We start from the raw sequence: 23,322 nt of genomic DNA, 5'->3' as shown, positions 1-23,322 counted from the left end.
AGACCTCAGAATGACTGAGGTCCTTGATTTTTTAAACTCATTATTTTAAATGAACAATGTTTTAGTTAACATTTATCTGAGGCAAAAGTTGCCTAGAAGTTAGAATGGGGACCAAACACTTCATAATGAACTCGGTCACGGCTGACGTCCAATGAATCCAATTGTTCAACAATATTCTTCATGAAACCAACTGGACCACAGATATAAAAGTCCCCTTCAGAAAATGATTCTAATCTAGAGATTTCTTCAAGATTCATCATCCCTTCAAAAGTATGTTCACAAGGTTCATTTTCCGTTTTCATATACCATGTTTTTGCAGCCCAACCGTTCGTATCAATAATCTGTTGAACTCGGTTCGAGAACGAATGTTGTGATGAATCTTCGCAAGCATGTAAGTATGTAACAGCCTCTGCTTTAGAACTACTATTCAATAATTCAAGCATAGATTGCATTGGCGTAACGCCCACACCAGCAGAAATAAGTGTCACAGGCTTATTACGTTCTTGATACATAAAGTCGCCAGCCGGCGCATACAACTTAACTTCATCACCCACTTGTACGAAGTCGTGAAGGTGATTCGAAACTAAACCAGCTTGATCTGTTCCATGCCCTTCTCTCTTTACTGAGATTCGATAGTGCTTACCATTGGGTTGATCTGACAATGAATATTGACGAATTTCATTATAGTCACTACCTGTAGGTTGCACTTCAATACCTATATATTGACCAGGAATATAATCCAATACGCTCTCACCATCTTTTGGTGTCAGAACGAAGCTTTTCACTAGCTCAGATTCTTGTGTCTTTTCAGAAACAATGAAAGTACGAGCAGCTTCCCACCCACCAACAGCTTGCTTACGCTGCAGGTACAATTCAGCTTCACGATCAATGAAAACCTTAGCTAAAAACAGATATGCCGCAGTCCAAGCTTCCTCAACTTCAGCAGTAAACGCATCTGGTGCTAATTCTCTTAACGTTTCAATTAGGTGAAGGCCAACTATTTGGTAATGCTCTGGCTGGATATTAAAGCTCGTGTGCTTTTGAGCAATACGCTCTACTGCGGTGGTCAGTGCAGCAAGGTTTTCAATATTTTTTGCGTAAGCTGCGATAGCTTCAAATAATGCGACACTCTGACGACCTGTTTGTTGATGCGTCATGTTGAAAATGTCTTTTAGCTCTGGGTTATGCGTGAACATGCGTTGATAGAAATGCACAGTTAAGGCAGGTCCTGCGCTCTCTAATAATGGGATAGTCGATTTGATAATGTCTATGTGTTGATTGTTAAGCATGTTGATACTCCGTTCACTAGTAAGTTGACAATTTTTATGTCGAACTGACCAATATTGTTGAAATTTGACTTTATTGATTTCAATTAACGTCAATTTGAGTTCTTTGACTCTTTTATTGATTAACGTTAATTGCGCTTATGAATGGGCTTTATTAATGAGTTTATTACTCATTATTTATTATGTTATTACAGCGACTTACCATTCAGTCCACTCACCAGATTTTTCTGGATACTTCCCTATAGCATAAAGAGTGCCAACCTTTGAAAGCCCGTAAATGCGAGCTTTAGCGAGAATTATTAGCATTTATCTAAGTCATAAAGACCTGTTAAAAATGTCAGAAAGACACTACTATGTATTAAAATTAGAAATGCGAGTCAATCATGCAAGATATTTCAGCTTCAACATTAATGGAAATGACCATTGGGCTAGCCAGCGGGCTTAATGACCAAGATAGGTTCAATCGTTTAATAGACGCAATTCGAAAAACCATTACCTGTGACTGTGTTGCCTTACTTCGCCTTCAAGGTGACACTTTAGTCCCTATCGCAATGCAGGGGCTAAGCCGAGATACGTTTGGCAGACGATTTGTTATTGAGGAACACCCTCGCTTTAAAGAGATCTGTGAGTCTAAATCACCCATTCGTTTCGATTCTGATAGCTCACTACCCGACCCATTTGATGGATTACTCATTGATCACGATGGTGATTTACCAATGCACGCTTGCATGGGTCTACCTCTGTTATTCGGAGATAAACTACTTGGCGTTTTAACCCTTGATAGCCTTGCACCAGATGTATTCACCAACATCCCAGCTCGTAATTTAGAAGTACTCGCTGCTATTGCGGCCTCCACCATGCAAATGGCGATGACTTTCTCTCAACTTGAACACCAAGCAAAGCAATCAAAGCAGTTATTAGAAGAATTAAACGTAGAAGCTTGGGAGCGTGATGGCGGTGAGTTAATTGGTAAAAGTGACACCATGACAGCATTGAAAAATGATATCGCGGTTGTGGCTCCCTCTGAATTTAACATCTTAATTCACGGCGATACCGGTGTCGGTAAAGAACTTGTCGCACGAACTCTTCATCACCAATCTCAGCGAAAACGTAAGCCTCTTGTTTATGTGAACTGTGCGGCTATTCCTGAAAACCTTGTAGAAAGTGAACTGTTCGGGCACGTTCGCGGGGCATTTACTGGTGCTGATAAAAACCGTACAGGTAAGTTTGCTTTAGCCGACGGCGGAACACTCTTCTTAGATGAAATCGGTGAATTACCATTGGCGGCGCAAAGTAAATTACTGCGCGCTTTACAAAACAATGAAATTCAACCTGTTGGTCAAGACAACATTGAAACCATTGATGTGCGAGTATTGGCTGCAACAAACCGAGATTTAAAACAAGAAGTAGAGGATGGTCGATTCAGAGCCGATTTATATCATCGTTTGAGTGTTTACCCAATTGCGGTTCCAGCTTTGAACGAACGTGGTGACGACATCAGTTTATTAGCAGGGTTCTTCTTAGAACAAGCTCGACGCAAACTCGGCATTAACCAGATCAAATTCAGATCTGATGTATTGGTTTTCTTAAATCGATACAGCTGGCCAGGTAACGTACGTGAACTTGAGCATGTAATCAGCCGCTCAGCCTTAAAAGCACTTGCACGTAGTACAAACAAAAGTTTAGTAACGATCTCCAAAGAAGACTGCGGTCCGTTGGATCAAGATCAACCAACACCAGCGCTTTTAGAGACCTCTTCAAATACCAAAAGTCCAACTATCGATTTAAGTGAAGGGTTAAGAACGGCAACTGAAGATTTCCAAAGAACCGTCATTACAGAAGCACTTGAACAGTCAAACTATAACTGGGCTCAAGCGGGTCGCCTACTGAAAACAGACAGGGCTAATCTAACCAGGCTAGCAAAACGCTTAGGGTTAAATGTGGCAAAAACTCACACAATTGAAAGGCTTTAAGTCCTATTCATAGGTTAGTTGAAGTCAGCGGTGAACACAGCAGGATACTTCAACTAACAATCCCAGCTATATTCAGACACAAATATTATGTCTGAGGGTTGAGCGTATTGAGTAGATTGTGTATATAATGCTGCGAATTGTAAAACTTACTTTAAATATGTAGAGATAATTATGAAGTTTATCCGTTGGTTTCTTGGTCGAATCATTTTGCTTTTGAATTTTGTGTTTTCACCTCGTGGCGTTAAGCGTTCTCAAGAAGAACAAAACACTGTAAATGAAAGTGCAAAAAATTACGCTCTTTATCAATTTGAAGCTTGCCCATTTTGCGTCAAAGTTCGCCGTTCAATGAAACGTCAATCTGTTAAGTTTGACATCCGTGATGCTAAAAATAATGAACAGCACCGTTCGGAGCTTGAAGCTGGTGGTGGCAGAGTTAAAGTGCCATGTCTACGTATTGAAAAAGATGGCAAAACTGAATGGATGTATGAATCATCTGATATTGTTGCTTATCTAGAAAAAGAATTTGCTTAATCGAATTTAGTCCTGAATTAATATCATTCAGGTGATTTCGCATAAGTAATTTAGTAGATCAAAAAGCCCCATAGTTACGAGCATAACTATGGGGCTTTTGAATTTAGAACAGTTCAGCAAACGTGGACTGGGAGTTCTACATCATGAAATTAATTAGAGACAATCAGCATAAGCTCAACTCGTCTATTGCAAGCTTTACCCTGAGAAGATTGGTTATTACACGCTGGTACATATTCACCAAACCCTCGAGTATAAATAGACGAACTTGAAACGTTATTTTTTTCCAGCCTTGCTTTTATTTGTTTTGCACGTTTCTCTGATAGTGGGTCATTAATATAGTCAGAACCGGTATTATCCGTGTGTCCTTCAATAACTACATCAATGTCTGTTCGCTTAGCTAAATAATCCCCTAAGATATCAAGCCATTGATTATAGTTAGGCGGAGTCGCAGAACCCGTATTAAAGTTAATGTGATCAGAAAGCTTTACCATTATATGGTCACCAGGAAGTAACTCATAATCAATACGATGCTGTCTCAAAAACACTTCTAAGGAATCCCCCATAGAAGCATGGGATCCATAGTTATTTGCGATTGTTTTTTTCTGAGGGGCATTTTGCTGAACAGGTTGTTGTACAGCCCCCCAATCAGGGTAGAGAACGTCATAATTTGTCTTCGGCGCAGTCTCAAGCATGCTCTCAAACTGCATCACCTGGCACCCTGTTAATGCTAAGCTAAAAACTATGGCTAAATACTTCATTCAATTGCCCACTCATCTGCTCGTATTTATCTTACTTTTACCTATATCGGCACATCTCCAATAACTTTAGTTCAAATAGATCCATGCAAGGTAAAAAGTGTTCAAGATCACATTTTACCCTACGGCTTAACTTGGAATGATAAAGCTTGGCTTTGTTTGCATTTAATTACTTTATTATGGTTTGCCAACTGCCTCTAAATGGTTAAAATCTGGAAACTTCTCAAAGTCCGAGTAAACACAATGTTTAAACCATTTTCTAAAATTATCGCAGCTGCCTTTGCCCTTCTAATTCTTGCCGGGTGTAGTGAAAACAGTGAGCCTCAAGAAGGAACACAGTTTCAAAAACTGCCTGTTGAACTGACTGAATTTAACCTTGCACCGATCACAGAAGTCTTCTCTTTAAATTGTGGTCATTGCCGCACCATGGAAAACAACATCCCTGAAATTGAATCTCTGACTAATCAGAAGGTTGGTAAGGTTCATGTTACTTTCAATGAAAGTGCACAAATCAGCGCAATGATTTTTTACACAGCCGTAATGCAACTTAATGACAACCCAAACCATGAATTTATGGAAGACCTTTTCGCTGCAGTGCAAATGGGGGGCGATGTAACTCCAGAACAGCGCCAATCAGCGCTAGAAACGGCTTTTACTTCTCGTGGTTTAGTTAGCCCTTACCAGTTGAATAAAGAACAGCAAATTGCTCTATTTCAATATATTGAAAAAGCACAAGAGATTTCAGTCAAAGGACAAATCAATTCAGTTCCTGCTTTCATCATTAACGGTAAGTACCAAATTTTAACCGCAGGTCATCAAGACATTAATGATATTGCAGAAACCATTAATTACTTACTTGCGAAGTAATTAATACAGCTGTTATTTAACTGAATATTCGATTTAAATATAAACCAAAGCTAGGCGTACACTATGACCAAATTTATTCTACCTGTTATTGTTTTCATTCTTGCAGGTTTCATGATTTACCGTACATGGACAAATCACAAAGCAGGTGAACAAAACATTGAAGTTGAGCAAAATTTCTTAGCAGAAAACGCTCAGAAAGAAGGGGTGATCACCACTGAGAGCGGTCTTCAATACCTTGTGCTTGTTGAAGGAACGGGGACTGAAAAGCCAGTTTCAAGCAGTAAAGTTAAAGTGCATTACCATGGTACTTTGATTGATGGGACAGTTTTTGATAGCTCAGTTGATCGTAATGAACCAATTACATTTGGCGTTAAGCAAGTGATCAAAGGCTGGCAAGAAGGTCTTCAATATATGGTCGTTGGTCAAAAAATTCGTCTATTTGTACCAAGTAAACTTGGTTACGGAAAAGGCGGCTCAGGTCCTATCCCACCGTCTTCTACTCTAATCTTTGATGTTGAGCTTCTTGAAATTCAATAAGTACTAAAGCTAAACAGCTAAACAGCTAAACAGAGTAGCTAACTCAAATATAAAAAGCCCCTTTGCTCTTTTGAACAAAGGGGCTTTTATTTGCCTGGAATTTATGAAACCTACCTAGTTGTTATTTAGAAAGGCTTAGGTTCAGTGCAGAATCAAACTCTTCATTTTTACCTTTTGATACATGGACAGAACTGCCTTCAGCCCACACTTGATGAAGTGTTTCATTGACATCGGTTTCGCTCATGTGCGCAATATGGTAATCAAAAAACATTAACTTATCAGATGGTTGGATGTACACATCTTGGTTGATCACTGACAATGAAATATCAGACGCAGTTTGAAGCAAAGTTTGATCAAGCTCCTCTTTCAGAGCTACACGGATATTAACAAGCTCTTGCTTAAATTCGTTTCTAGTAATACCAATATTAACGATATCTTCTACAGCCTCTTGCATGACTAAGTAAGCATTGTTGATATCCATTTCAGAGTTTAACTCTACAATTGTGGTAGTCATAATTTGCTCGTCAAATACAACTACTTCAGAAGTATCAACACTGGTAAACATGATTTGCTTATCTTGATAAGCTTGCTCTAAACGGTGAGTTAAAGCTCTGTTTGAAATTTCACGTGTGAGTTTTTCGCGTTGCGCTTTTTTGCTGTCTTCCAAATCAACATGGCTAAGCACTGTCATTGAAATTGAAGTCGCTGACTTTACAACATTAATGGTCAGTTCTTCAAAGTTAGGAGCAGAAGAATTAGCAATCGACTGAGAATGTTCACGTTCAATTTCGATGTAACCGTTATTGTCCGAGAAGGTTTTATACAGTGTGCGTTTTAATTTACCGGTTCTAAAATCACCGACGATCACTAAAGAAACATCCTGATCATTCGTAGACACTTGTTCAATTTTGTTTTTCAATTCTTCCATTGAGTCAAACGCTTGCTGCTCTGTTTCAAAGTTCAAAATGATTGGTTGGCTTGGATTAACGGCAGTTGTGATTTGAACAGCCATACCAGTGTGATCAGTTGGCATTAAGGTATAACGCAAGTTGTCTGTTAATAAGCCCGTATCCATTTGGCGAGGCAATGCAATATCTACAGGCTCAAACCAAAGATTACTATTCTGCTTTGCAACACTAGTTTGCGGAAGTAGAGCCAAAACGAGTAGAGATGTGAGAGATGCGGTGCGGCGCGATACTGATGAAATACGAGTTAATAGCTGGTTAGCTAGAGAAGCAGTATATAGAGTAGGTGTTGAAATACGGAGCATAGACGACCTCAATAAAGGCAAATAAAAACCAGTAAGCGAAACATCTCACCTACTACTATTCGTTATTGAAGATTGCTTATAATCGTCTCCATGTTCGTCTGCAAATCCTTACAGCGATGACGCTGCGCAGCCCTTTTATGACAAAAGGTAAACCTGATGATGAGAATCTTATAAATTTTCCGAGATACTATAACCTTTATCTCTACACATCAAATGATATGATTTTTGTATATCATCTTCTACCACGCATTCTCAATATTGAGAATCTCTATTCCCATTAATAAAGACATTCTTATAGACGACTGGTCTAATTTGATTTATCTTAACGCCATGAACGAAAAAACAAACGACACAAGACAGCATATTTTAGATGTCGGATATCAACTGATAGTAAGCAAAGGCTTCACTAGCGTAGGGTTATCCGAGTTATTAAAAGTAGCTGGGGTACCGAAAGGATCTTTTTACCATTACTTCAAATCCAAAGAACAATTTGGTGAAGCACTGATCTTAGATTACTTCGAGCAATATATGACTCGTATTGAATCTATTTTGATTCATGGTGATGGCTCAGATTACCAACGTCTTAACCATTATTTTACTCAATGGCTTACAGTTAACTCTGGGACATGTAACGCCCACAAATGTTTAGTCGTTAAGTTAAGCGCTGAAGTATCGGATTTATCCGACTCTATGCGTAAGGCATTATTGCAAGGTGCAGATCAGATCACCTTTGCACTTCAGGAGTGCATCGAGTCGGGTGTACAAGATGGCTCAATACGCGTCAAAGATAGCCAGGAAACAGCTCAAACCCTCTATGCCTTATGGTTAGGGTCAAGTTTACTGAGCAAGTTAAACCAAAATACGCAGAGTTTAGAGTTAGCTCTTCGCACAACAGAAAAGCTGTTACACGAATCAATCTAATAAAAGTAAGCTGAATATAAAAAACATACTTCAGCTTATAACGACTACATTCCGCCACTGCTATTTACAAAAAAATACTTGGCGGATTTTTTAGGAACAACCACTAGACGACTGGTCTAATTATAATTTATAGGACATCCAATGACTGAACAAACCAACCGACAAATCGTTTTAGCATCTCGCCCACAAGGTGCACCTACCCAATCAAACTTCCGATTAGAAAGTATTACTGCTCCAAGTATTCAATCAGGTGAAGTGTTACTACGCAGTATTTACCTTTCTCTAGACCCATACATGCGCGGGCGAATGAGTGATGCAAAATCTTACGCAGACCCTGTGGCTATTAATAAGGTAATGGTTGGTGCGACAGTTTGCCAAGTAGAGGAATCACTGCATGCAGATTATGAAGCAGGAGAATGGGTACTCGCTTACACCGGTTGGCAAGATTTCGGTGTTTCTGATGGTGAAGGACTTATCAAACTAGGTAAGCAACCTTCTCACCCGTCATACGCACTTGGCATTATGGGTATGCCTGGTTTCACCGCTTACATGGGTCTGCTAGATATTGGTCAACCAAAGCAAGGTGATACATTGGTCGTGGCTGCCGCAACAGGAGCTGTTGGAGCAACGGTTGGTCAAATTGGTAAGCTAAAAGGTTGTCGTGTTATTGGTGTCGCTGGTGGTGAAGAAAAATGTCGTTACGCTAAAGAAGTTCTAGGGTTTGATGAGTGTATCGACCACAAAGCGGATGACTTCGCACAACAACTAGAAGCGGCATGTGATAAAGGCATAGATGTGTACTTTGAAAATGTCGGTGGCAAAGTCTTTGATGCTGTAATGCCTTTATTAAATACAGGCGCACGTATTCCAGTTTGTGGTCTTATCTCTCAATACAATGCGACATCATTACCTGAAGGACCTGATCGCATGTCTAGCCTTGTTGCAACTCTACTTATTAAACGAATTAAGATGCAAGGCTTCATTATTTTTGATGACTACGCACATCGCTACAATGAATTTGCAACCCAAATGACTGAGTGGCTTGCACAAGGAAAAATTCATTATCGTGAACACATGATTGACGGGCTAGAAAATGCACCTGAATCTTTCATGGGTTTATTAGAAGGTAAAAACTTCGGAAAGCTTGTAATTAAAACCAACGAAGCAAAGTAAATTCTAATCGCTAACGAATATAAGAAGACAACACATGATTACATTACACCACCTGAACAAATCGCGATCAAAACGAATCATTTGGCTTTTGGAAGAACTCGGCGTTGACTACCAAATCAAACCTTACCAAAGAGACAGTGTCACGTTTCTAGCGCCACCAGAACTAAAAGCAGTACACCCATTGGGTAAATCCCCTGTAATTGAAGACAACGGCGTTGTTATTACGGAATCAGGGGCAATCACAGAATACCTAATTGATAAATATGGCGCGGGCAAATTTTCACCAAACCGCGGGACATCAGAGTATGTGGAATATTCTCAATGGCTTCACTTTGCAGAAAGCTCAGGCATTTTGCCTCTGTTGTTAAAAGTATTTGTACTCAAAGATGGCTGTGAAACAAACTTTCTTAATGACTATGCTGATATTGAAACCTCAAAAGTGATGTCATATGTGAATGACTCTCTTGAAGGGAAGACATATTTAGTTGCAGAGCAATTAACTGGCGCAGATTTCATGATGTCATTCATTATCGAAATTCTAGAAGCCAATGGTTCGATGCACCTTTATCCAAATATTGAGCTGTACGCTAAGCAAATACAGTCGCATGCGACTTATCATAAAGCGAATGCAATCGAGATAGAACATTCTGCTTAAACTCGTTTAAGTTTTTGTCTCGACTCTAGATCTTGCTTAACTAAGATTTAGCTCCTCACCAGGATAAGGTTAGGGACAAGAATCCATTTGCTAACAAAAGCCGATTAATAACAGAGGCCAATTATCATGAACCTAGATTTTTGGCTTCTCATTCCTTTCAAATTCGTCAACAATACTGCTCTAGCTAACTTCGCGATTTGAGTTATTTTTAATGTCGATGCCTAAACCAATGAACTGCTTTATTCCTCTGCCTTTAAGCAGTCATTTCACGTTGCCAAAGCGTTTCACTTTTCCTTATTACTATACCCCCCACCCTATTGCCAATATTGCAGCGTCTATGTTGCAGGACCGTCTTACTGCGATCAGCGTAGATGACAGTGCTATTGGTAATTTATACGCTGTGTTAGTTGTTCGTAATACACAAGGTGAATTAGGTTATCTCTCTGCGTTTTCAGGGTTAGATTTACAGCCTCAGCTAAGTGACCGATTAAATGACATACCATTTGTTCCTGCCATTTTTGATGCAATAAAGTTTCAACAAGAACATCAACATCATTTTGAAAGCTTGGTGAAGTTAACGGAACAACTCGATAACCTAGAGAAGCAGGGGATTCTTGCACAGCTCGTCGACCAACTGAAAACAACCCAAGTTCAAGCTGAACTCGCATTAAAACAAAAACAGCAACAAATATCTGAAAGTAAAACCCTTAGAAAAGCGACTCGAAAACAGGCTGAGCAAGACCTCTCAGAACCCGAACTTGCCGAGCTCATTAGGCAATTAGGCATTCAAAGTAGCCAAGAGAAGCGTGAATTAAAATCGCTAAAAACGCAGCTTAACAATCAAATTGAGCATGCTAAAACGCAGTTAGAAGATCAAAAACTTGCTATCAGCTCTATTGAGGAAGCAAGAGAGAAATTGGAGCAATCATTAGATCATGCTCGATTAGCAGACTACCAGTTCCATAATCAATATGGTCATATAAAGTCCCTCGATAAGTTACTCAGTGGGCAAGTACTAGATGAGCAATCACCTAATGAACGATCACTTAACGGACAAACTGCTATTCCTGGCACTGGAGACTGCTGTTGCCCCAAATTACTAAATTACGCCTTTCAACATAACCTCACGCCAGTTGCATTAACTGAGTTTTGGTGGGGTACACCACCGCAGGCGGAAGTGAGACAGCACAAAAACCTATACCCAGTGTGCCAAAGTAAGTGCTTTGAAATACTGGAACATATGCTTGAAGGAGTAGAGTTGGATGAAAACCCACTTATAGTGACGCCATCCGTAGGGAAAACCTTTGATATCATCTATGAAGATACGGATTTTATTGTCGTCAATAAACCCGAGGAGTTCCTTTCTGTGCCGGGTAAGTTTATTGAAGATTCTATCTATACTCGCGTTAAAGCTCTTTACCCAAAAGCAACGGGCCCTTTGATTGTTCATAGGCTAGATATGTCGACTTCAGGCTTACTTGTATTGGCTCTGACTGCTGAAGCAAATAAACATATACAGAAGCAGTTTATCGACCGCACGGTAGAAAAACGTTACACCGCTCTTATTGATGGGTTAATTGAAAATGATTCTGGCACGATTAATTTACCTCTGCGCGGTGATATGACAGACAGACCAAGACAACTCGTTTGCCACCAGCACGGACGCACAGCGGAAACAAAATGGGAAGTGGTTGCTAGGAATAAAGCAACAATGCCTCCAACAACAAAAGTGCACCTTTACCCGAAAACGGGGCGAACCCACCAATTGCGAGTCCATTGCGCCCATGTAAATGGCTTAGGTCTGCCGATTACTGGCGATGATTTGTATGGCTTTAAACGTGATCGCTTATATCTGCATGCTGGATACTTAAAGTTTACCCACCCATCAACGGGCGAAGCGATGGAATTTGAAGTAGCCGCGAAGTTCTAATCACTTTTCGTTTTGAGCTTTGAGCCATAAGCCATAAGCCATAAGCCATAAGCCATAAGCCATAAGCCATAAGCCATAAAGGGCAGTTTACTTCTTATCAGTAAACTGCCCTTTCATTTTTTATATCACCGGAAGCCAGCTAAATCGCACGACTCATGCCTTGTGCGCTCTGCTCATTCAACACATATTCTCAGGAGTTAATCCGTAAACTTATAAGCCACGCCTAAGCTCATTGCCCAACCAAGATCACGCTGAACTAAAGGGCTGTCAGAATCATGAGACTCTAGCTCAAACTTAGCTAATGCAAGCCATTTAGGTGCAAAGGTATAAATCCCAATCAAACCACCTTGATACACCCATGAAGAACCTGAATTATGAGCACTGAGCCCAGAAGCGGCAGATTCCGCCGCAGAGATGTTATACAAGTGCTGAGATAGCTTTTTATCACGGTAATCCACTTCAACATAAGGTGTTAAAGTCAAATTTTGGATTGGTGTATCGAAGCTTCTACCTAGATGCGCTTGCACTTCATAGCCATCATGCACGCTAGAGACATCATGTAGAAATGTGATTCTTGCGCCAACCGTACCAACGGTAAACCCAAGTTCCCCGCTGCCATCTCTATCTTGTATTCCTGTCGGGATATCTTCAAAATCATCAGACACCTCTGCAAACCGCCACTGCCCAGAAATGCCCACATAAGGCAACACTGATACATTCACTAAGCTGCCATCTACAAAGCCATACTTACCGTTGTAAAAAAGATTGGGCTCAGGGCTAATGCTCGCTTCATCTTCATCAGAAAAAACAGACTCACCATATGAACCACTTAGCCCGATAAATCCATAATCGTAATATTGCTCATCAGCTACAACCATGAAAGGTGTAATAGCTAAACCTAGTAAGCTACATTTCAGTTTGTTTGCTCTATTCATGTTGATATTCCTTCGTCGACTATTCTCTATATGAACCGATAACAAAGAAAAAAATTACACAACAAGATTAGATATTTTGTTCAATCTTTGATTAATATAGGCTTTAGTATCCTATTTATTTGCTAACTTGCTTATTTTTATGAAAGTTTCATTCTGCTTCGCCAGTTCAAAATTTTCATCATTCAAAGAAGCACCACTGCCGATTAGTGATAATCAGTAAGCATTTTTACATTTCTAGTATCATCGCTTATAACTAACATCTACTTATAAATATATTAATAAGGATAATATGCTCACTGTGACGCAACTTGCTAAAAAGCATCAAGTTTCTCGAACAACCATTTTGTATTATGAAAAAGCTGGGCTGCTGACACCATCATATCGTTCTGAAAATGGCTACCGCTGGTATGGCGATAAAGAGTCACAAATTCTTGATTCCATCATTGCTTACCGATCTTTTGGTGTGCCTATCAATGATATCGCTCCCCTAATCACAAGTAAGGATGAAAAAACTCAGGAGTCCATACTGCAAGAGCAATTTCGATCTCTTGAACAAGAAGTGCAGCGGCTCAGACAACAACAAAAAGCCATTGTGATGTTATTAGGGCTGCCAGAATTAGCTAAGCATACGAGCGTAACGAAAGAACGTTGGGTTCAGATAATGAGATCTTCGGGAATGAATGAAGAAGACATGGCAAATTGGCATAAACAATTTGAACGAATGGAACCCGATGCTCACCAAGAGTTTTTAGAATCTTTAGGGATAGCAAGCAACGAGATAAAACAGATTAGAGGACTAGACTAAGTAGAATTCAATCAAGTCGAGTAGAACAACGTTAGAGCATGATACGTTGGCTATGAAATGCTTAAACGAACTCTAAAAAGCTCGATTACATATTCTCAGTACGTTCAACAACGCACTCATAGGAACCCATTTCGAATTCTCGACAAATCCAAGGGCGGTTTTCGTAAATAGAACACATTAATGTTTCACGATCTAATGCCGAGCACCAACCATCATCAAGTCGAAGCATGGTTTCCCCGCCCCACTCATCAAATGCGATGTGTTCTTCCGGTACACCTGTATCAGTAATGATCATCACTTCTAAACGACAACAGCAAGCTTGGCAGTTTCCACAAGTCACTTCAGGTTCGGTAATATTCTTAACTTCTATGCTCATATTAAACTACATAATACTCAATTGCCGTATAGTAGTCGAAAGCGGTTCAGACTGCTATCTGTAGATGATTAACTTCACCGAAACGGTATGCACAAACCTAATTTGATCTATTCAGCTGAAGCAGGTCCCACTTATTACCATACAAATCTTGAAACACGACTACCGTTCCGTATTCTTCAACTCTTGGCTCTTCATTGAAAATGACACCTTTAGATTTCATGTCATTGTAGTCTCGCCAAAAATCATTGGTTTGCAAGAATAGGAACACTCGCCCACCAGTTTGATTACCAACTGCAGCATTTTGCTCATAAGTACTCGCTTGAGCCAATAACAAGTTTGTTCCATTACCATTCGGTGGTGAAACTTGCACCCAACGTTTTCCGCCGCCTAAGTCAGTATCTTCCACTAATTCAAACTGAAGCTTTTTAGTATAAAAAGCGATAGCGTCATCATAGCTATCGACGACTAAAGCGATGTTTCCAATTTGCTGTTTAATAGAGCTTGTCATGGTTTCTCCCATTAAAAAACCACCAAATGAAGAGTGATAATACACATTTCATGTACATCATTTCCATTCAGTGGTTAAGTTTTTTAGCTCGGCTGAAATATCACTAAGTTTTAGCTTATATCATGAACAGGGCTAACTTAAGCAGTTGCTACCTGTCGTTGAGCTTGTGCTTTTGCCATCTTAACTGCCGCTATAGGACCTGTTAATAAGGTCACTGCGATAATCAAAGAAACAGGCACAGCTGTAATTACGATGAATGACTGTAATGCATTTAAGCCACCATCACCGGCTACTAAAAGCACACCCGCTACACAGCCCATAATCACAGCCCAGAAAAGGCGTTGCTTGCGATCTGGTTCGTTATCACCAGATACCACCATAGCAATAGAATACGCCATTGAGTCACCCGTTGTTACAACGAAGGTTGTTGTAAGTACTAGAAACGCAGGAAGTAAAATTTCGCTAAAAGGCAGTTGCTGTAATGAAGCAAGTAATACTGCAGGTAAACCGCCATCAGCAAGTGCGCCAGAGATGATTCCAGGGGATTCAAGCTCTAAGAATATGCCGGTTCCGCCAAGCACTGAGAACCAAAAGTTCGTTACAATTGGAGCGCCAACCGCTACTGCTAAAATCAGCTCGCGGATAGTTCGACCTTCAGAGATACGTGCAATAAAAATTGCCATCATTGGAGCAAAGCCGATGAACCAACCCCAGAAGAACCAAGTCCACCACAAGTTCCAACCAGCATTACTGCTCGTTACACTCATGTTAGGCATATCTTGTAGGTAGCTTGCGAAAGCTAAACCAAATTGTTCAAAGATAAAAGTAGTAGGACCCAGAATCAAAATCGCAACAAGCAATGCAAATGCACCAATCACGTTTAGACGACTTAACCACTGTAGACCTTTATCCATGCCTGACGCTGCTGAAATTGCACAAATAGAAACCACTACCGCCAAAATCATGAGCTGCGAGTTCATATCATTCTTCAGACCGGTCAGCACTTCTAAACTGTATCCCATTTGAGAAGCTAAGAAGCCAATTGGTCCGATTGTACCTGCCGCGACTGCAATAATTGAACATGCATCAATCATTGCCCCTAGCCAGTGATTTTCTAAACGATCACCAACCAATGGGAATAACAACGCTCTTGGGCGTAGCTTAATGCCATGGTTATGGTGTGCATACATTAAAACGATAGTCGCCAACGTACCCAAAACAGACCAAGCTAGAAAGCCCCAGTGTAAAAAGCTTTGGCTGAGAGCGGGTACTACGGCCTCTGCCGTTGAACCGGCAACATCACCAAAACTAGGCGAAGGAGTAATAAAGTGGTAGATAGGTTCAGCAGCTGACCAGAACACGCCACCACCAGCAAGTAAGGTACACATTATCATCGCTAGCCAGCGAAAAGTGCCAATGGTTGGTTTTGATTGGGTTCCCATACGGGTTTTGCCATAACGGGAGGCTGCGACACAAAGTGCCACGGCAAAATTAGCCACCATCAACCACTGCCAAAAGTATCCGAACTGTTCAGCGGCAATTGAAAATAAGCTTTGAATTAGGGTCGTAAAACGAGGAAGATCAATGATCGCCGCAAGCAAGAAAAGGCTAATAAAACCAATAGTCAGTGCTGGGACAAGTTTGATGTCTAGAAGACGGTTTGAAGCTTTGTTTTTTTCAGGTATTTCTTCGCCAATTTGGCATGCATCAGTTAGCATAAAACGCTCACGTAGTGTGTGAGGGGCGTCATAATATCAGCATCGATATTAATTTCCAGTAGAAAATATTATTTACCTATTAAGGATAATCCCCCCATCAAGACGACTTTACTATGCAAACGATACCTATGTATAAAAACCACCCAAACAGATGAAAAACCACCCAAACCACTATAAATAAGCTTCCACTGTATTTATTCGTACTCTAAGTATTTTGAACTTCATTAGGTCAATCTCGCTACACTCCTTCTCCTTAAGCAATAGGCAATTTCATTGTTGAAATACTCTATTTTTAATCCCTCATATTTGAAAAACAAACTCAGTATAGAAGATGCAGAAAACCACAACTTGGCATGAGGTGTTCGTTAAAAAGTAGATTCACCGAGCCTTACTCACGCATTCATTTTTATTGACCGAATAAGATAACCAATTTCCTACAAACCATTAAAAGAAGGCCAGTGACCTAAGCCACTGACCAATTTAATTACTGGACGTTTTTCTTACTTAGAAATTTATTTGCTAAGTAATATAGGAGAATCGCATCGAAACTATTGCAGCTTAAATTGCTCTACAAGTGCCGATAGCTGCTTGTTACTTTGCGTTAGATTCTGGGTACTTTCCATAGTTTGAGTACTATTATTGGTTAATTCATTCACCATACTTTGGATCGTTGCCATATTACGACTAACTTCATCAGTCACTGCGCTTTGCTCCTCAGCAGCCGTAGCTATTTCCAAGCCCAAATCATTGATATGGGTAATCGAACTAACCATGACATCTAAGCTAACATTCACATTCTTGGTCGCTTCTGCTGTTTGCTCACAACGTGATTTAGTTTCATCCATCGCTTTAACGACTGTTTTTGTCCCTTCGTTTAGATCAGCAAGCATGTTATTAATTTCAGACGTACTGTGCTGAGTTCTTGCCGCTAGAGCTCGAACTTCATCCGCAACAACGGCAAAACCTCTTCCTTGCTCTCCAGCTCGTGCGGCTTCTATCGCAGCATTAAGCGCTAATAAATTCGTTTGGTCAGCGATTTCACCAATAACACTCAAAACTGAGCTGATTTTTTGCGAATCTTGGTTCATTGATTGAATGCTAGCAGCCATTGTCTCAACTTCTGTGATTAAATCAGCCACACTTGTCACTGAGTTCGCCACAACAAGTTTAGATTGCGCTGCTTCATCATTTGTCGATTGAGTGAACCCAGCCGTCTGAGAAGCACTTTGAGCAACACTTTCAGCCGTTGAATTCATTTCATTAATCGCGGTCACTACCTGAGTCGTTTCCATTACATGCGATGATAATACTTGGTCATTACTCAAAGTCTGATTTGTTAACTGCTCAATATTATTAGAAATCTGTTTCGAAGATTTAGACACATCTAACATCATTACTTGCAAATTCCCGATAAAGGTATTCACAGCCTGCGCTATCTCCCCTAAATCATCATTAGTATTTACCTCTAATCGACGAGTCAGATCACCATTACCTTTAGACAGATCCACCACTGTACTTTTCAACGCTAAGATTGGTCGGTAAGTAATATTAAAAATAATAAAAAACAGCAAAAACGAGCTAACAAGTAATAGCGCCGAGGTATACAACGACTCTTCTAAAGCAGCATCTACTCCTGCGTATGCCACTGACTTATCAACCCCAACCATCAAATGCCAGCCGTTGTTTTCATCTACATTGATAGTTTTAAAGAATGCGACCTTCTCAACACCATTCAGGCTATAGTCAGCCTTTCCTGATGGCTGAGACAACAGAATATCCGTAAGCGGGCGTAAGCTGTCGAAATCGTATAATTTAGTCTCGCCCGGCACATCCACTTCACCATTAGATGCAATCGTCAAACTCGTGTCATCGTAGATGCCCATGAAGGCACCAGGGAAAGGGGCTTTTTGAACCAAATCAGCAAGCAAGTCCAGCTCTATATCCGCCAGTAGTACACCTTTTAATTGACCTGCAGAATAGAAAGGTTCAGCAATGCTCACTAATAATTTTTTAGTTAGGGCATCTTGATAAATACCCGTCACAATCATTCCTCTTTTTTGCTTAGCTAACTGGTACCAACCTCGTTCACGAGGGTCATATGTCGCTAAATCACGCTTACCACTTGCGTTGCTGTACGCCCTACCATCTTCAAAACCTACAAAAATATCAGTCGCTAATGATGTATTAGCGATGGGTCTTAGCATCGACAATATTGTTTCGTCATTGTGTTGATTCGCAAAATCAGGTGCATTAGCTGTTAATCCTGATTTAATCGTATTCAACCAAGTTTCAATAGTGTCACTCGTCGTTTCAATCTTAAGCATTGAATATTCATTGACTCGATCATGAATCGATGTTGAAACCTGCTTATAAGATAGAACGTTAGACACCACTAATGAAGCTGCCAGTAAGAAGGTTACAGCAACAAAAAGCTTTCCCTTAAAACCACCTATAATATGCATATAATTTCTCTTTAATTTATAAAACTATGAATATCATCCCATCAATTTAATGCAACATGTATGAGGCTCATTATTTTTATGAATTAAATCACACTATTAGATAGAAATGATGCATGAGTGGTATCCGGTTAAATCCATTAATCTTGGTAACGTAAACCCACTTATTTAGCTTTAAACGATCTAAAAGAAGCTACGCTCAGGGTTTGAGTGTTAACCGATGGAAGGAAACGAGCACATTATTTCAAGCATACCTTTATCAATTTCAATAGATGCGTATAATCCCCGCTCTTATTACGCTGTTCTATTCTTAGCGAGACCAAAATGTCAAAATTGTTTTTTAAAGGCCGAATTGAAACTAGGCAAAATCACGTACTTGCAGGTTATAACGTGAACCGAGATGTGAAAGCCGGAACAGACAAAGCACCAATTTCAATTACTGTGCAATCTGAAGAACGTAAAGCTGAACTTGAGCTGTTGGTTTCTGCGCATTCTGTTATCGCAGAAATTACGGTTGACGCAGATCAGGAAGAAAACACACTTGAGCTTGATATTCTTCTGAATAAACCAAAAACAACTACGTTTGAAAAAATGCCAAACCGAAACGACCCATGCAACTGTGGGAGTGGTAAAAAATATAAGAAGTGCTGCGCTTAATTATTCAGAAGTACCGCCTCATTGGCGGTATTTTTTTGCTTTCACCTTTCTACCCTATCTCGGGTTATTTACGCTCTTTCCCTTTATCAAATACCAACTTTCACTGTCAGCGTCTAAATTTTGTCACGTGATTGAAATTCGGCACTTATTGAACCAAGTGCACATAAATTAAAAGCATCTCCCATGAAGTCATAATATTTCGTACAACATGTCTAAACTTTAATGAGGTAAGTGCAACCCAAATCACTACATATTAAAGGGTTAATCTGTTTTGGCTTTTACCTTTCGAAAAGTAAAGCAAGTTGTTTACGGAGAAACAATGAAAAAATCATTTGGTCAATTTCAATATTTCCCTATCGCGGCACTGGCGATTTCTATGGTTGTGGGTGGGTATTTTTATAACCGCACATTGGATGACTGGTTAACAAAGATAGTCAGCGGTTACATGTTCAGCCTAGTCGATGATGTGGCATACCAAATGCAGCAAGATCACTTAGACCTCTATGATATGGAAGCCATTGAGATAGATGAGTATCTGAGCTCTTTATCCCAAGCTAATTTTGGTCGACGCTTTACCGTTATCCACAGTTCAGGGAAAGTGCTTGGTGATTCACAGCTCAATTTTCGTGAACTTTCTGAGCTTGATGACCATAGTCAAAGGGTAGAAATAAAGTCAGCCCTTACCGGAGAAAGTGGGTTATCAAAACGCTATAGCCCCACCTTGAATCAAGAGCTTTTATACGTAGCTAAGAAAATTGATTTCCATATGGATGCTCATGACCATGACTCCATCTATGTTTTGCGCCTTGCCATGCCAATGACAACTCTCTATGCAATGGCTAAAGATCTTCAATACATAGTTGCAGCTTTGATGGGCTGCTCCCTCATTGTTCTTATGTTTTCGTCTTGGTACAGCAATCGAAAAGTGTTTCTCATAGTCAATAAAGAGCGAGATAAACAAGAAGATAGAATAAGAAAAAGTACTCAAGAAATTGAGCTGCTCCACAGGTTAGCCAATATGCTCGCAGCGTGTAATAACGTGAGTGAGGCGCAAACTGTGGTCGCTGATATCATTCCTCGTATACTAGGTAATATTAATGGCTGTGTTTCAATTATGCGTGAATCGCGTAACCAACTAGAAGTGAAACTAGATTGGGGAGGTTCTTGGCCGGCAAACTTAACTTATGCACCACATGACTGCTGGGCTTTACGTAAAGGTAAGCACCATTTATCTCATGATGATCACCACCACCTACCTTGTAACCACATGAGTCAGTGCGAAGATTCAGGTGTCACACTTTGTCTACCTTTAACAGCTCACGGTAATACTGTTGGCATGTTCCATTTATATTTTGGACATCAAACAGAATCTATCAATGAAGAAACCAAACAACTGGCATTCACCATTGCCGAACACCTAGGTTTAGCGCTTGCAAACTTAAGCTTACAAGAAAAACTGCGTTCTCAAGCGCTAAGCGATCCTTTAACTGGATTATTTAATCGCCGTTATTTTGAAGAAGCAATTGAGACTGAATGGAATAAATCGAGCCAGCTAAACCAACCTCTTTCATTATTAATGCTCGACTTAGATCACTTCAAACGCTTCAACGATAATTTTGGTCATGATGCTGGTGATTATGTTCTAAAAGAAGTGTCTAACCTTCTGAAACGAGTGATTGGTGAAAACCATGTTGCCTGTCGCTTAGGAGGCGAAGAGCTCGCGGTACTTAGCCCAGATTGTGACAATAAAGAATCTATGGAACTTGCCAACCTGATTGTTAAATCAATTCGTGAACTGCACTTAGATATGAAGGGATTATCTTTAGGTCAGCTTGGTGTATCCATTGGAGTAACCACTTATCCAGACTTAAACGCTTCAACGCTGGATTTAGTTAAAGCAGCTGACACGGCTTTATACCAAGCTAAAGATAATGGACGTAGCCAAGCTATACATACCTGCTACAAGCCTGAAAAGTTGGAGAATCAATCAGCACAACTAGAACCAGTCGCAGAAGTTTTTGACTCTAAAGAACCTTCTGTTACTAAAGAACTATTTGACTCCGAAAATGTGGAACCTATCAAAACGAATAAAGTTTAGATCTTAAGTCTTACAATTTGACGGTGTACCGCTTTACCTGAGATACATCGTCTTTTTTACCAAACCACCTAAGCGTAATAGAATCTTCTCTGATGTCTTTATCCTCTCTCATCACTTCTCCTGCTATTTAAAAAGCTATTTAAAAATAGTCACTCTACAATTTAGTTTTTGGCTACGGCTAGCAGCTAAGAATCAACTCTTTCTATGTTTCAATTAATTAAATAAATGTTGATTAATAGTGTCTTTTCTTGAAGATTCACAGCCTAAAATGGTTATTTCTCACGGAAACGAATCCTAGGTCTATACTTATGTAACAAGCACCTATGCTCTAAACACTAGTTTTGGTGACGAGAATAAAAGGTTATAATCAATATATCTGTCAGTAATATTATAGTTATTAATCACCTGGCTCATCGCCTCGCATTAATAGCGGTGTGACATTCCTATTTGGTGACTTTAATCTCCGAATTAAGTTAATATTTTGTAGTCTTAGTATGGTCAACCAATAATATGCATAAGCACTCACCTGAAAGCTCTATTAAAGTTCAAATATCTGAAATTTCGATTGGGATGTTTGTTACAGGTATAGAAAATAATACCCGCATCAACTTAACGAATGCAGGACGTGTATCAAGCGAAGCTGGCATTCAAAGCTTATTGAAAAATAATATAAAGTTTGTGTGGGTCGATGAAGGTCTATCAGACAGCAAAATTGATTTTTCTACACTGACCACTATCGCCACTGAAGATAGCCAGCCAGCTAAACCGATTACAGAATCGACCCAAAGCTTGCGAAACAGAAGAAAAAACAATGTCAAAGGCACAACTGCCGCTCGTTCGTTGGTAGAAGAAGCAAAAGGCATTGCCAGTAAAGTCATAAACAAAGCTTTTGATGGCCAAGCATTTAGTGTGGATGAATTTGACGCTTGGGCTGATGACCTTATTAGCTTCACACTAACGGATAAAGACGCGATTCGCTTGGTGTCTGCACTTCGTTCAAAAGATGAATACTTACTTGAACACTCTGTTAGCGTTTCGACATTACTTGTTACTTTTGCACGCTACTTAGGCTATTCAGAAGCCGAACTGAAGCAGTTTGCAATTGGCGGTATTATTCATGATATCGGTAAAGTAAAAGTCGACGACAAAGTTCTACACAAACCAGCTAAATTAACAGCTGAAGAGTTTGAGCATATGAAAATGCATCAAACCTATGCTTTAGATTTAATCAAAAATATCAAGGGGCTTTCGGTTATTAGCCGAGATGTGTGCTTGATGCATCATGAAAAATTGGATGGCAATGGCTACCCTAAAGGCTTAGCTGGCGATCAACTTCCGGTACATGGCCGTATGAGTTCAATTGTCGATATATTCGATGCGCTAACGGCTGATCGAGTGTACAAAAAAAGTATGAGCCCACAAGAAGCTTTCAAGATTCTTCTTGGGATGACTCCTAATCACCTAGATAGCAACCTCGTTTACCAATTTATTAACTGTTTAGGCGTGTACCCAGTAGCGTCACTTGTAGAGCTCAGTAATGGGCGAGCAGCAATAGTCTGGGAATCTAACCAAAAACACAGTAAAAAACCCATTGTGAAAAGCTTCTATTCAATTAAACATAAGCATTTCACAGAAATTGAATTCAAAGATCTCGCGAAAAGTGACTTAACGATCGTAAGGGCGATATCTCCATCTGAATTCGATTTTGATATTAATGACTTCATTCATTAGTTAACTGAAATGAAGCAAACAGCCTCAAATAGGTTGTTTGCTTTCGAATATTTCATAAAGCTAGCTATCTTTCATAAATAAAAGCCTTCATAACCCATTTAACCATCAACTTTTGACACTCCTCTGACTATCCATCC

Annotated in this window: 20 protein-coding genes; 12 read left to right on the top strand and 8 right to left on the bottom strand. The window is 39.9% G+C overall.

The genetic code is table 11. From position 1 onward, the window contains the following. Positions 1 to 92: 92 nt before the first annotated feature. A complete protein-coding gene (gene hmpA, locus OCU78_RS16745; RefSeq protein ID WP_137375265.1) occupies positions 93 to 1,289 on the bottom strand; it encodes an NO-inducible flavohemoprotein in 1,197 nt (398 codons plus the stop codon). 380 nt (positions 1,290 to 1,669) lie between these two features. Between hmpA and norR the strand changes: the two genes are divergently transcribed. Then, positions 1,670 to 3,259 carry a nitric oxide reductase transcriptional regulator NorR gene (gene norR, locus OCU78_RS16740; RefSeq protein WP_137375266.1) on the top strand — a complete coding sequence of 530 codons (1,590 nt, stop codon included), beginning with the start codon at positions 1,670 to 1,672 and terminating at the stop codon, positions 3,257 to 3,259. Positions 3,260 to 3,430: 171 nt separating this feature from the next. After that, complete coding sequence (locus OCU78_RS16735) at positions 3,431 to 3,790, top strand: glutaredoxin family protein (RefSeq protein ID WP_137375267.1); 360 nt, start codon at positions 3,431 to 3,433, stop codon at positions 3,788 to 3,790. A 149-nt stretch (positions 3,791 to 3,939) separates the two neighbouring features. Here OCU78_RS16735 and OCU78_RS16730 read toward each other — a convergent pair whose 3' ends face one another. Then, on the bottom strand, positions 3,940 to 4,548 hold the full coding sequence (locus OCU78_RS16730; protein ID WP_137375268.1) for an OmpA family protein: 609 nt from the start codon (positions 4,546 to 4,548) through the stop codon (positions 3,940 to 3,942). 240 nt (positions 4,549 to 4,788) lie between these two features. On the opposite strand from OCU78_RS16730, the gene OCU78_RS16725 reads away from it, so the two are divergent. Continuing rightward, entirely contained in the window at positions 4,789 to 5,412 is a 624-nt protein-coding gene (locus OCU78_RS16725; protein WP_137375269.1) for a thiol:disulfide interchange protein DsbA/DsbL, read from the top strand. Between the two features lie 63 nt (positions 5,413 to 5,475). Then, positions 5,476 to 5,949 carry an FKBP-type peptidyl-prolyl cis-trans isomerase gene (locus tag OCU78_RS16720; RefSeq protein WP_137375270.1) on the top strand — a complete coding sequence of 158 codons (474 nt, stop codon included), beginning with the start codon at positions 5,476 to 5,478 and terminating at the stop codon, positions 5,947 to 5,949. 121 nt (positions 5,950 to 6,070) lie between these two features. On the opposite strand, the gene OCU78_RS16715 is transcribed toward OCU78_RS16720, so the two are convergent. Continuing rightward, positions 6,071 to 7,219: a hypothetical protein gene (locus OCU78_RS16715; RefSeq protein WP_137375271.1), complete on the bottom strand. Its 1,149-nt coding sequence runs from the start codon at positions 7,217 to 7,219 to the stop codon at positions 6,071 to 6,073. Positions 7,220 to 7,549: 330 nt separating this feature from the next. Between OCU78_RS16715 and OCU78_RS16710 the strand changes: the two genes are divergently transcribed. From OCU78_RS16710 to OCU78_RS16695, 4 genes are all read left to right on the top strand, one after another. Continuing rightward, the gene (locus OCU78_RS16710; RefSeq protein WP_137375378.1) at positions 7,550 to 8,140 is read left to right on the top strand and encodes a TetR/AcrR family transcriptional regulator; all 591 of its coding nucleotides are present in this window, start codon (positions 7,550 to 7,552) and stop codon (positions 8,138 to 8,140) included. A gap of 141 nt (positions 8,141 to 8,281) precedes the next feature. Then, a complete protein-coding gene (locus OCU78_RS16705) occupies positions 8,282 to 9,313 on the top strand; it encodes an NADP-dependent oxidoreductase (RefSeq protein ID WP_137375272.1) in 1,032 nt (343 codons plus the stop codon). Positions 9,314 to 9,347: 34 nt separating this feature from the next. Continuing rightward, positions 9,348 to 9,968 carry a glutathione S-transferase family protein gene (locus OCU78_RS16700; RefSeq protein WP_137375273.1) on the top strand — a complete coding sequence of 207 codons (621 nt, stop codon included), beginning with the start codon at positions 9,348 to 9,350 and terminating at the stop codon, positions 9,966 to 9,968. Between the two features lie 217 nt (positions 9,969 to 10,185). Continuing rightward, a complete protein-coding gene (locus OCU78_RS16695) occupies positions 10,186 to 11,898 on the top strand; it encodes an RluA family pseudouridine synthase (protein ID WP_137375379.1) in 1,713 nt (570 codons plus the stop codon). 197 nt (positions 11,899 to 12,095) lie between these two features. Here the strand turns inward: OCU78_RS16695 and OCU78_RS16690 are convergent, their stop codons facing one another. Further along, positions 12,096 to 12,833 carry a MipA/OmpV family protein gene (locus OCU78_RS16690; protein ID WP_137375274.1) on the bottom strand — a complete coding sequence of 246 codons (738 nt, stop codon included), beginning with the start codon at positions 12,831 to 12,833 and terminating at the stop codon, positions 12,096 to 12,098. 289 nt (positions 12,834 to 13,122) lie between these two features. On the opposite strand from OCU78_RS16690, the gene OCU78_RS16685 reads away from it, so the two are divergent. Then, a complete protein-coding gene (locus tag OCU78_RS16685) occupies positions 13,123 to 13,638 on the top strand; it encodes a MerR family transcriptional regulator (protein WP_137375275.1) in 516 nt (171 codons plus the stop codon). An 85-nt stretch (positions 13,639 to 13,723) separates the two neighbouring features. On the opposite strand, the gene OCU78_RS16680 is transcribed toward OCU78_RS16685, so the two are convergent. From OCU78_RS16680 to OCU78_RS16665, 4 genes are all read right to left on the bottom strand, one after another. Continuing rightward, on the bottom strand, positions 13,724 to 14,014 hold the full coding sequence (locus OCU78_RS16680; RefSeq protein ID WP_137375276.1) for a YkgJ family cysteine cluster protein: 291 nt from the start codon (positions 14,012 to 14,014) through the stop codon (positions 13,724 to 13,726). 97 nt (positions 14,015 to 14,111) lie between these two features. After that, entirely contained in the window at positions 14,112 to 14,522 is a 411-nt protein-coding gene (locus tag OCU78_RS16675) for a VOC family protein (RefSeq protein ID WP_137375277.1), read from the bottom strand. 137 nt (positions 14,523 to 14,659) lie between these two features. Continuing rightward, positions 14,660 to 16,240 (bottom strand): BCCT family transporter, encoded by a 1,581-nt coding sequence (locus OCU78_RS16670; RefSeq protein ID WP_137375278.1) that lies wholly within the window; start codon positions 16,238 to 16,240, stop codon positions 14,660 to 14,662. A 548-nt stretch (positions 16,241 to 16,788) separates the two neighbouring features. Then, positions 16,789 to 18,702 carry a methyl-accepting chemotaxis protein gene (locus OCU78_RS16665; RefSeq protein ID WP_137375279.1) on the bottom strand — a complete coding sequence of 638 codons (1,914 nt, stop codon included), beginning with the start codon at positions 18,700 to 18,702 and terminating at the stop codon, positions 16,789 to 16,791. A gap of 321 nt (positions 18,703 to 19,023) precedes the next feature. Between OCU78_RS16665 and OCU78_RS16660 the strand changes: the two genes are divergently transcribed. From OCU78_RS16660 to OCU78_RS16650, 3 genes are all read left to right on the top strand, one after another. Further along, positions 19,024 to 19,356 (top strand): PBPRA1643 family SWIM/SEC-C metal-binding motif protein, encoded by a 333-nt coding sequence (locus OCU78_RS16660; RefSeq protein WP_137375280.1) that lies wholly within the window; start codon positions 19,024 to 19,026, stop codon positions 19,354 to 19,356. A 319-nt stretch (positions 19,357 to 19,675) separates the two neighbouring features. Further along, positions 19,676 to 21,454, top strand: coding sequence for a sensor domain-containing diguanylate cyclase (locus OCU78_RS16655; protein WP_137375281.1), 1,779 nt, complete (start codon positions 19,676 to 19,678; stop codon positions 21,452 to 21,454). Positions 21,455 to 21,964: 510 nt separating this feature from the next. Continuing rightward, positions 21,965 to 23,185, top strand: coding sequence for an HD-GYP domain-containing protein (locus OCU78_RS16650; RefSeq protein ID WP_137375282.1), 1,221 nt, complete (start codon positions 21,965 to 21,967; stop codon positions 23,183 to 23,185). Positions 23,186 to 23,322 lie beyond the last annotated feature (137 nt).

It is taken from the genome of Vibrio gallaecicus, assembly GCF_024347495.1.
Lineage (GTDB): Bacteria > Pseudomonadota > Gammaproteobacteria > Enterobacterales > Vibrionaceae > Vibrio > Vibrio gallaecicus.
The sequence above is the reverse complement of the archived record's forward strand: the minus strand, read 5'-3'. Positions and strand labels throughout refer to the sequence as shown.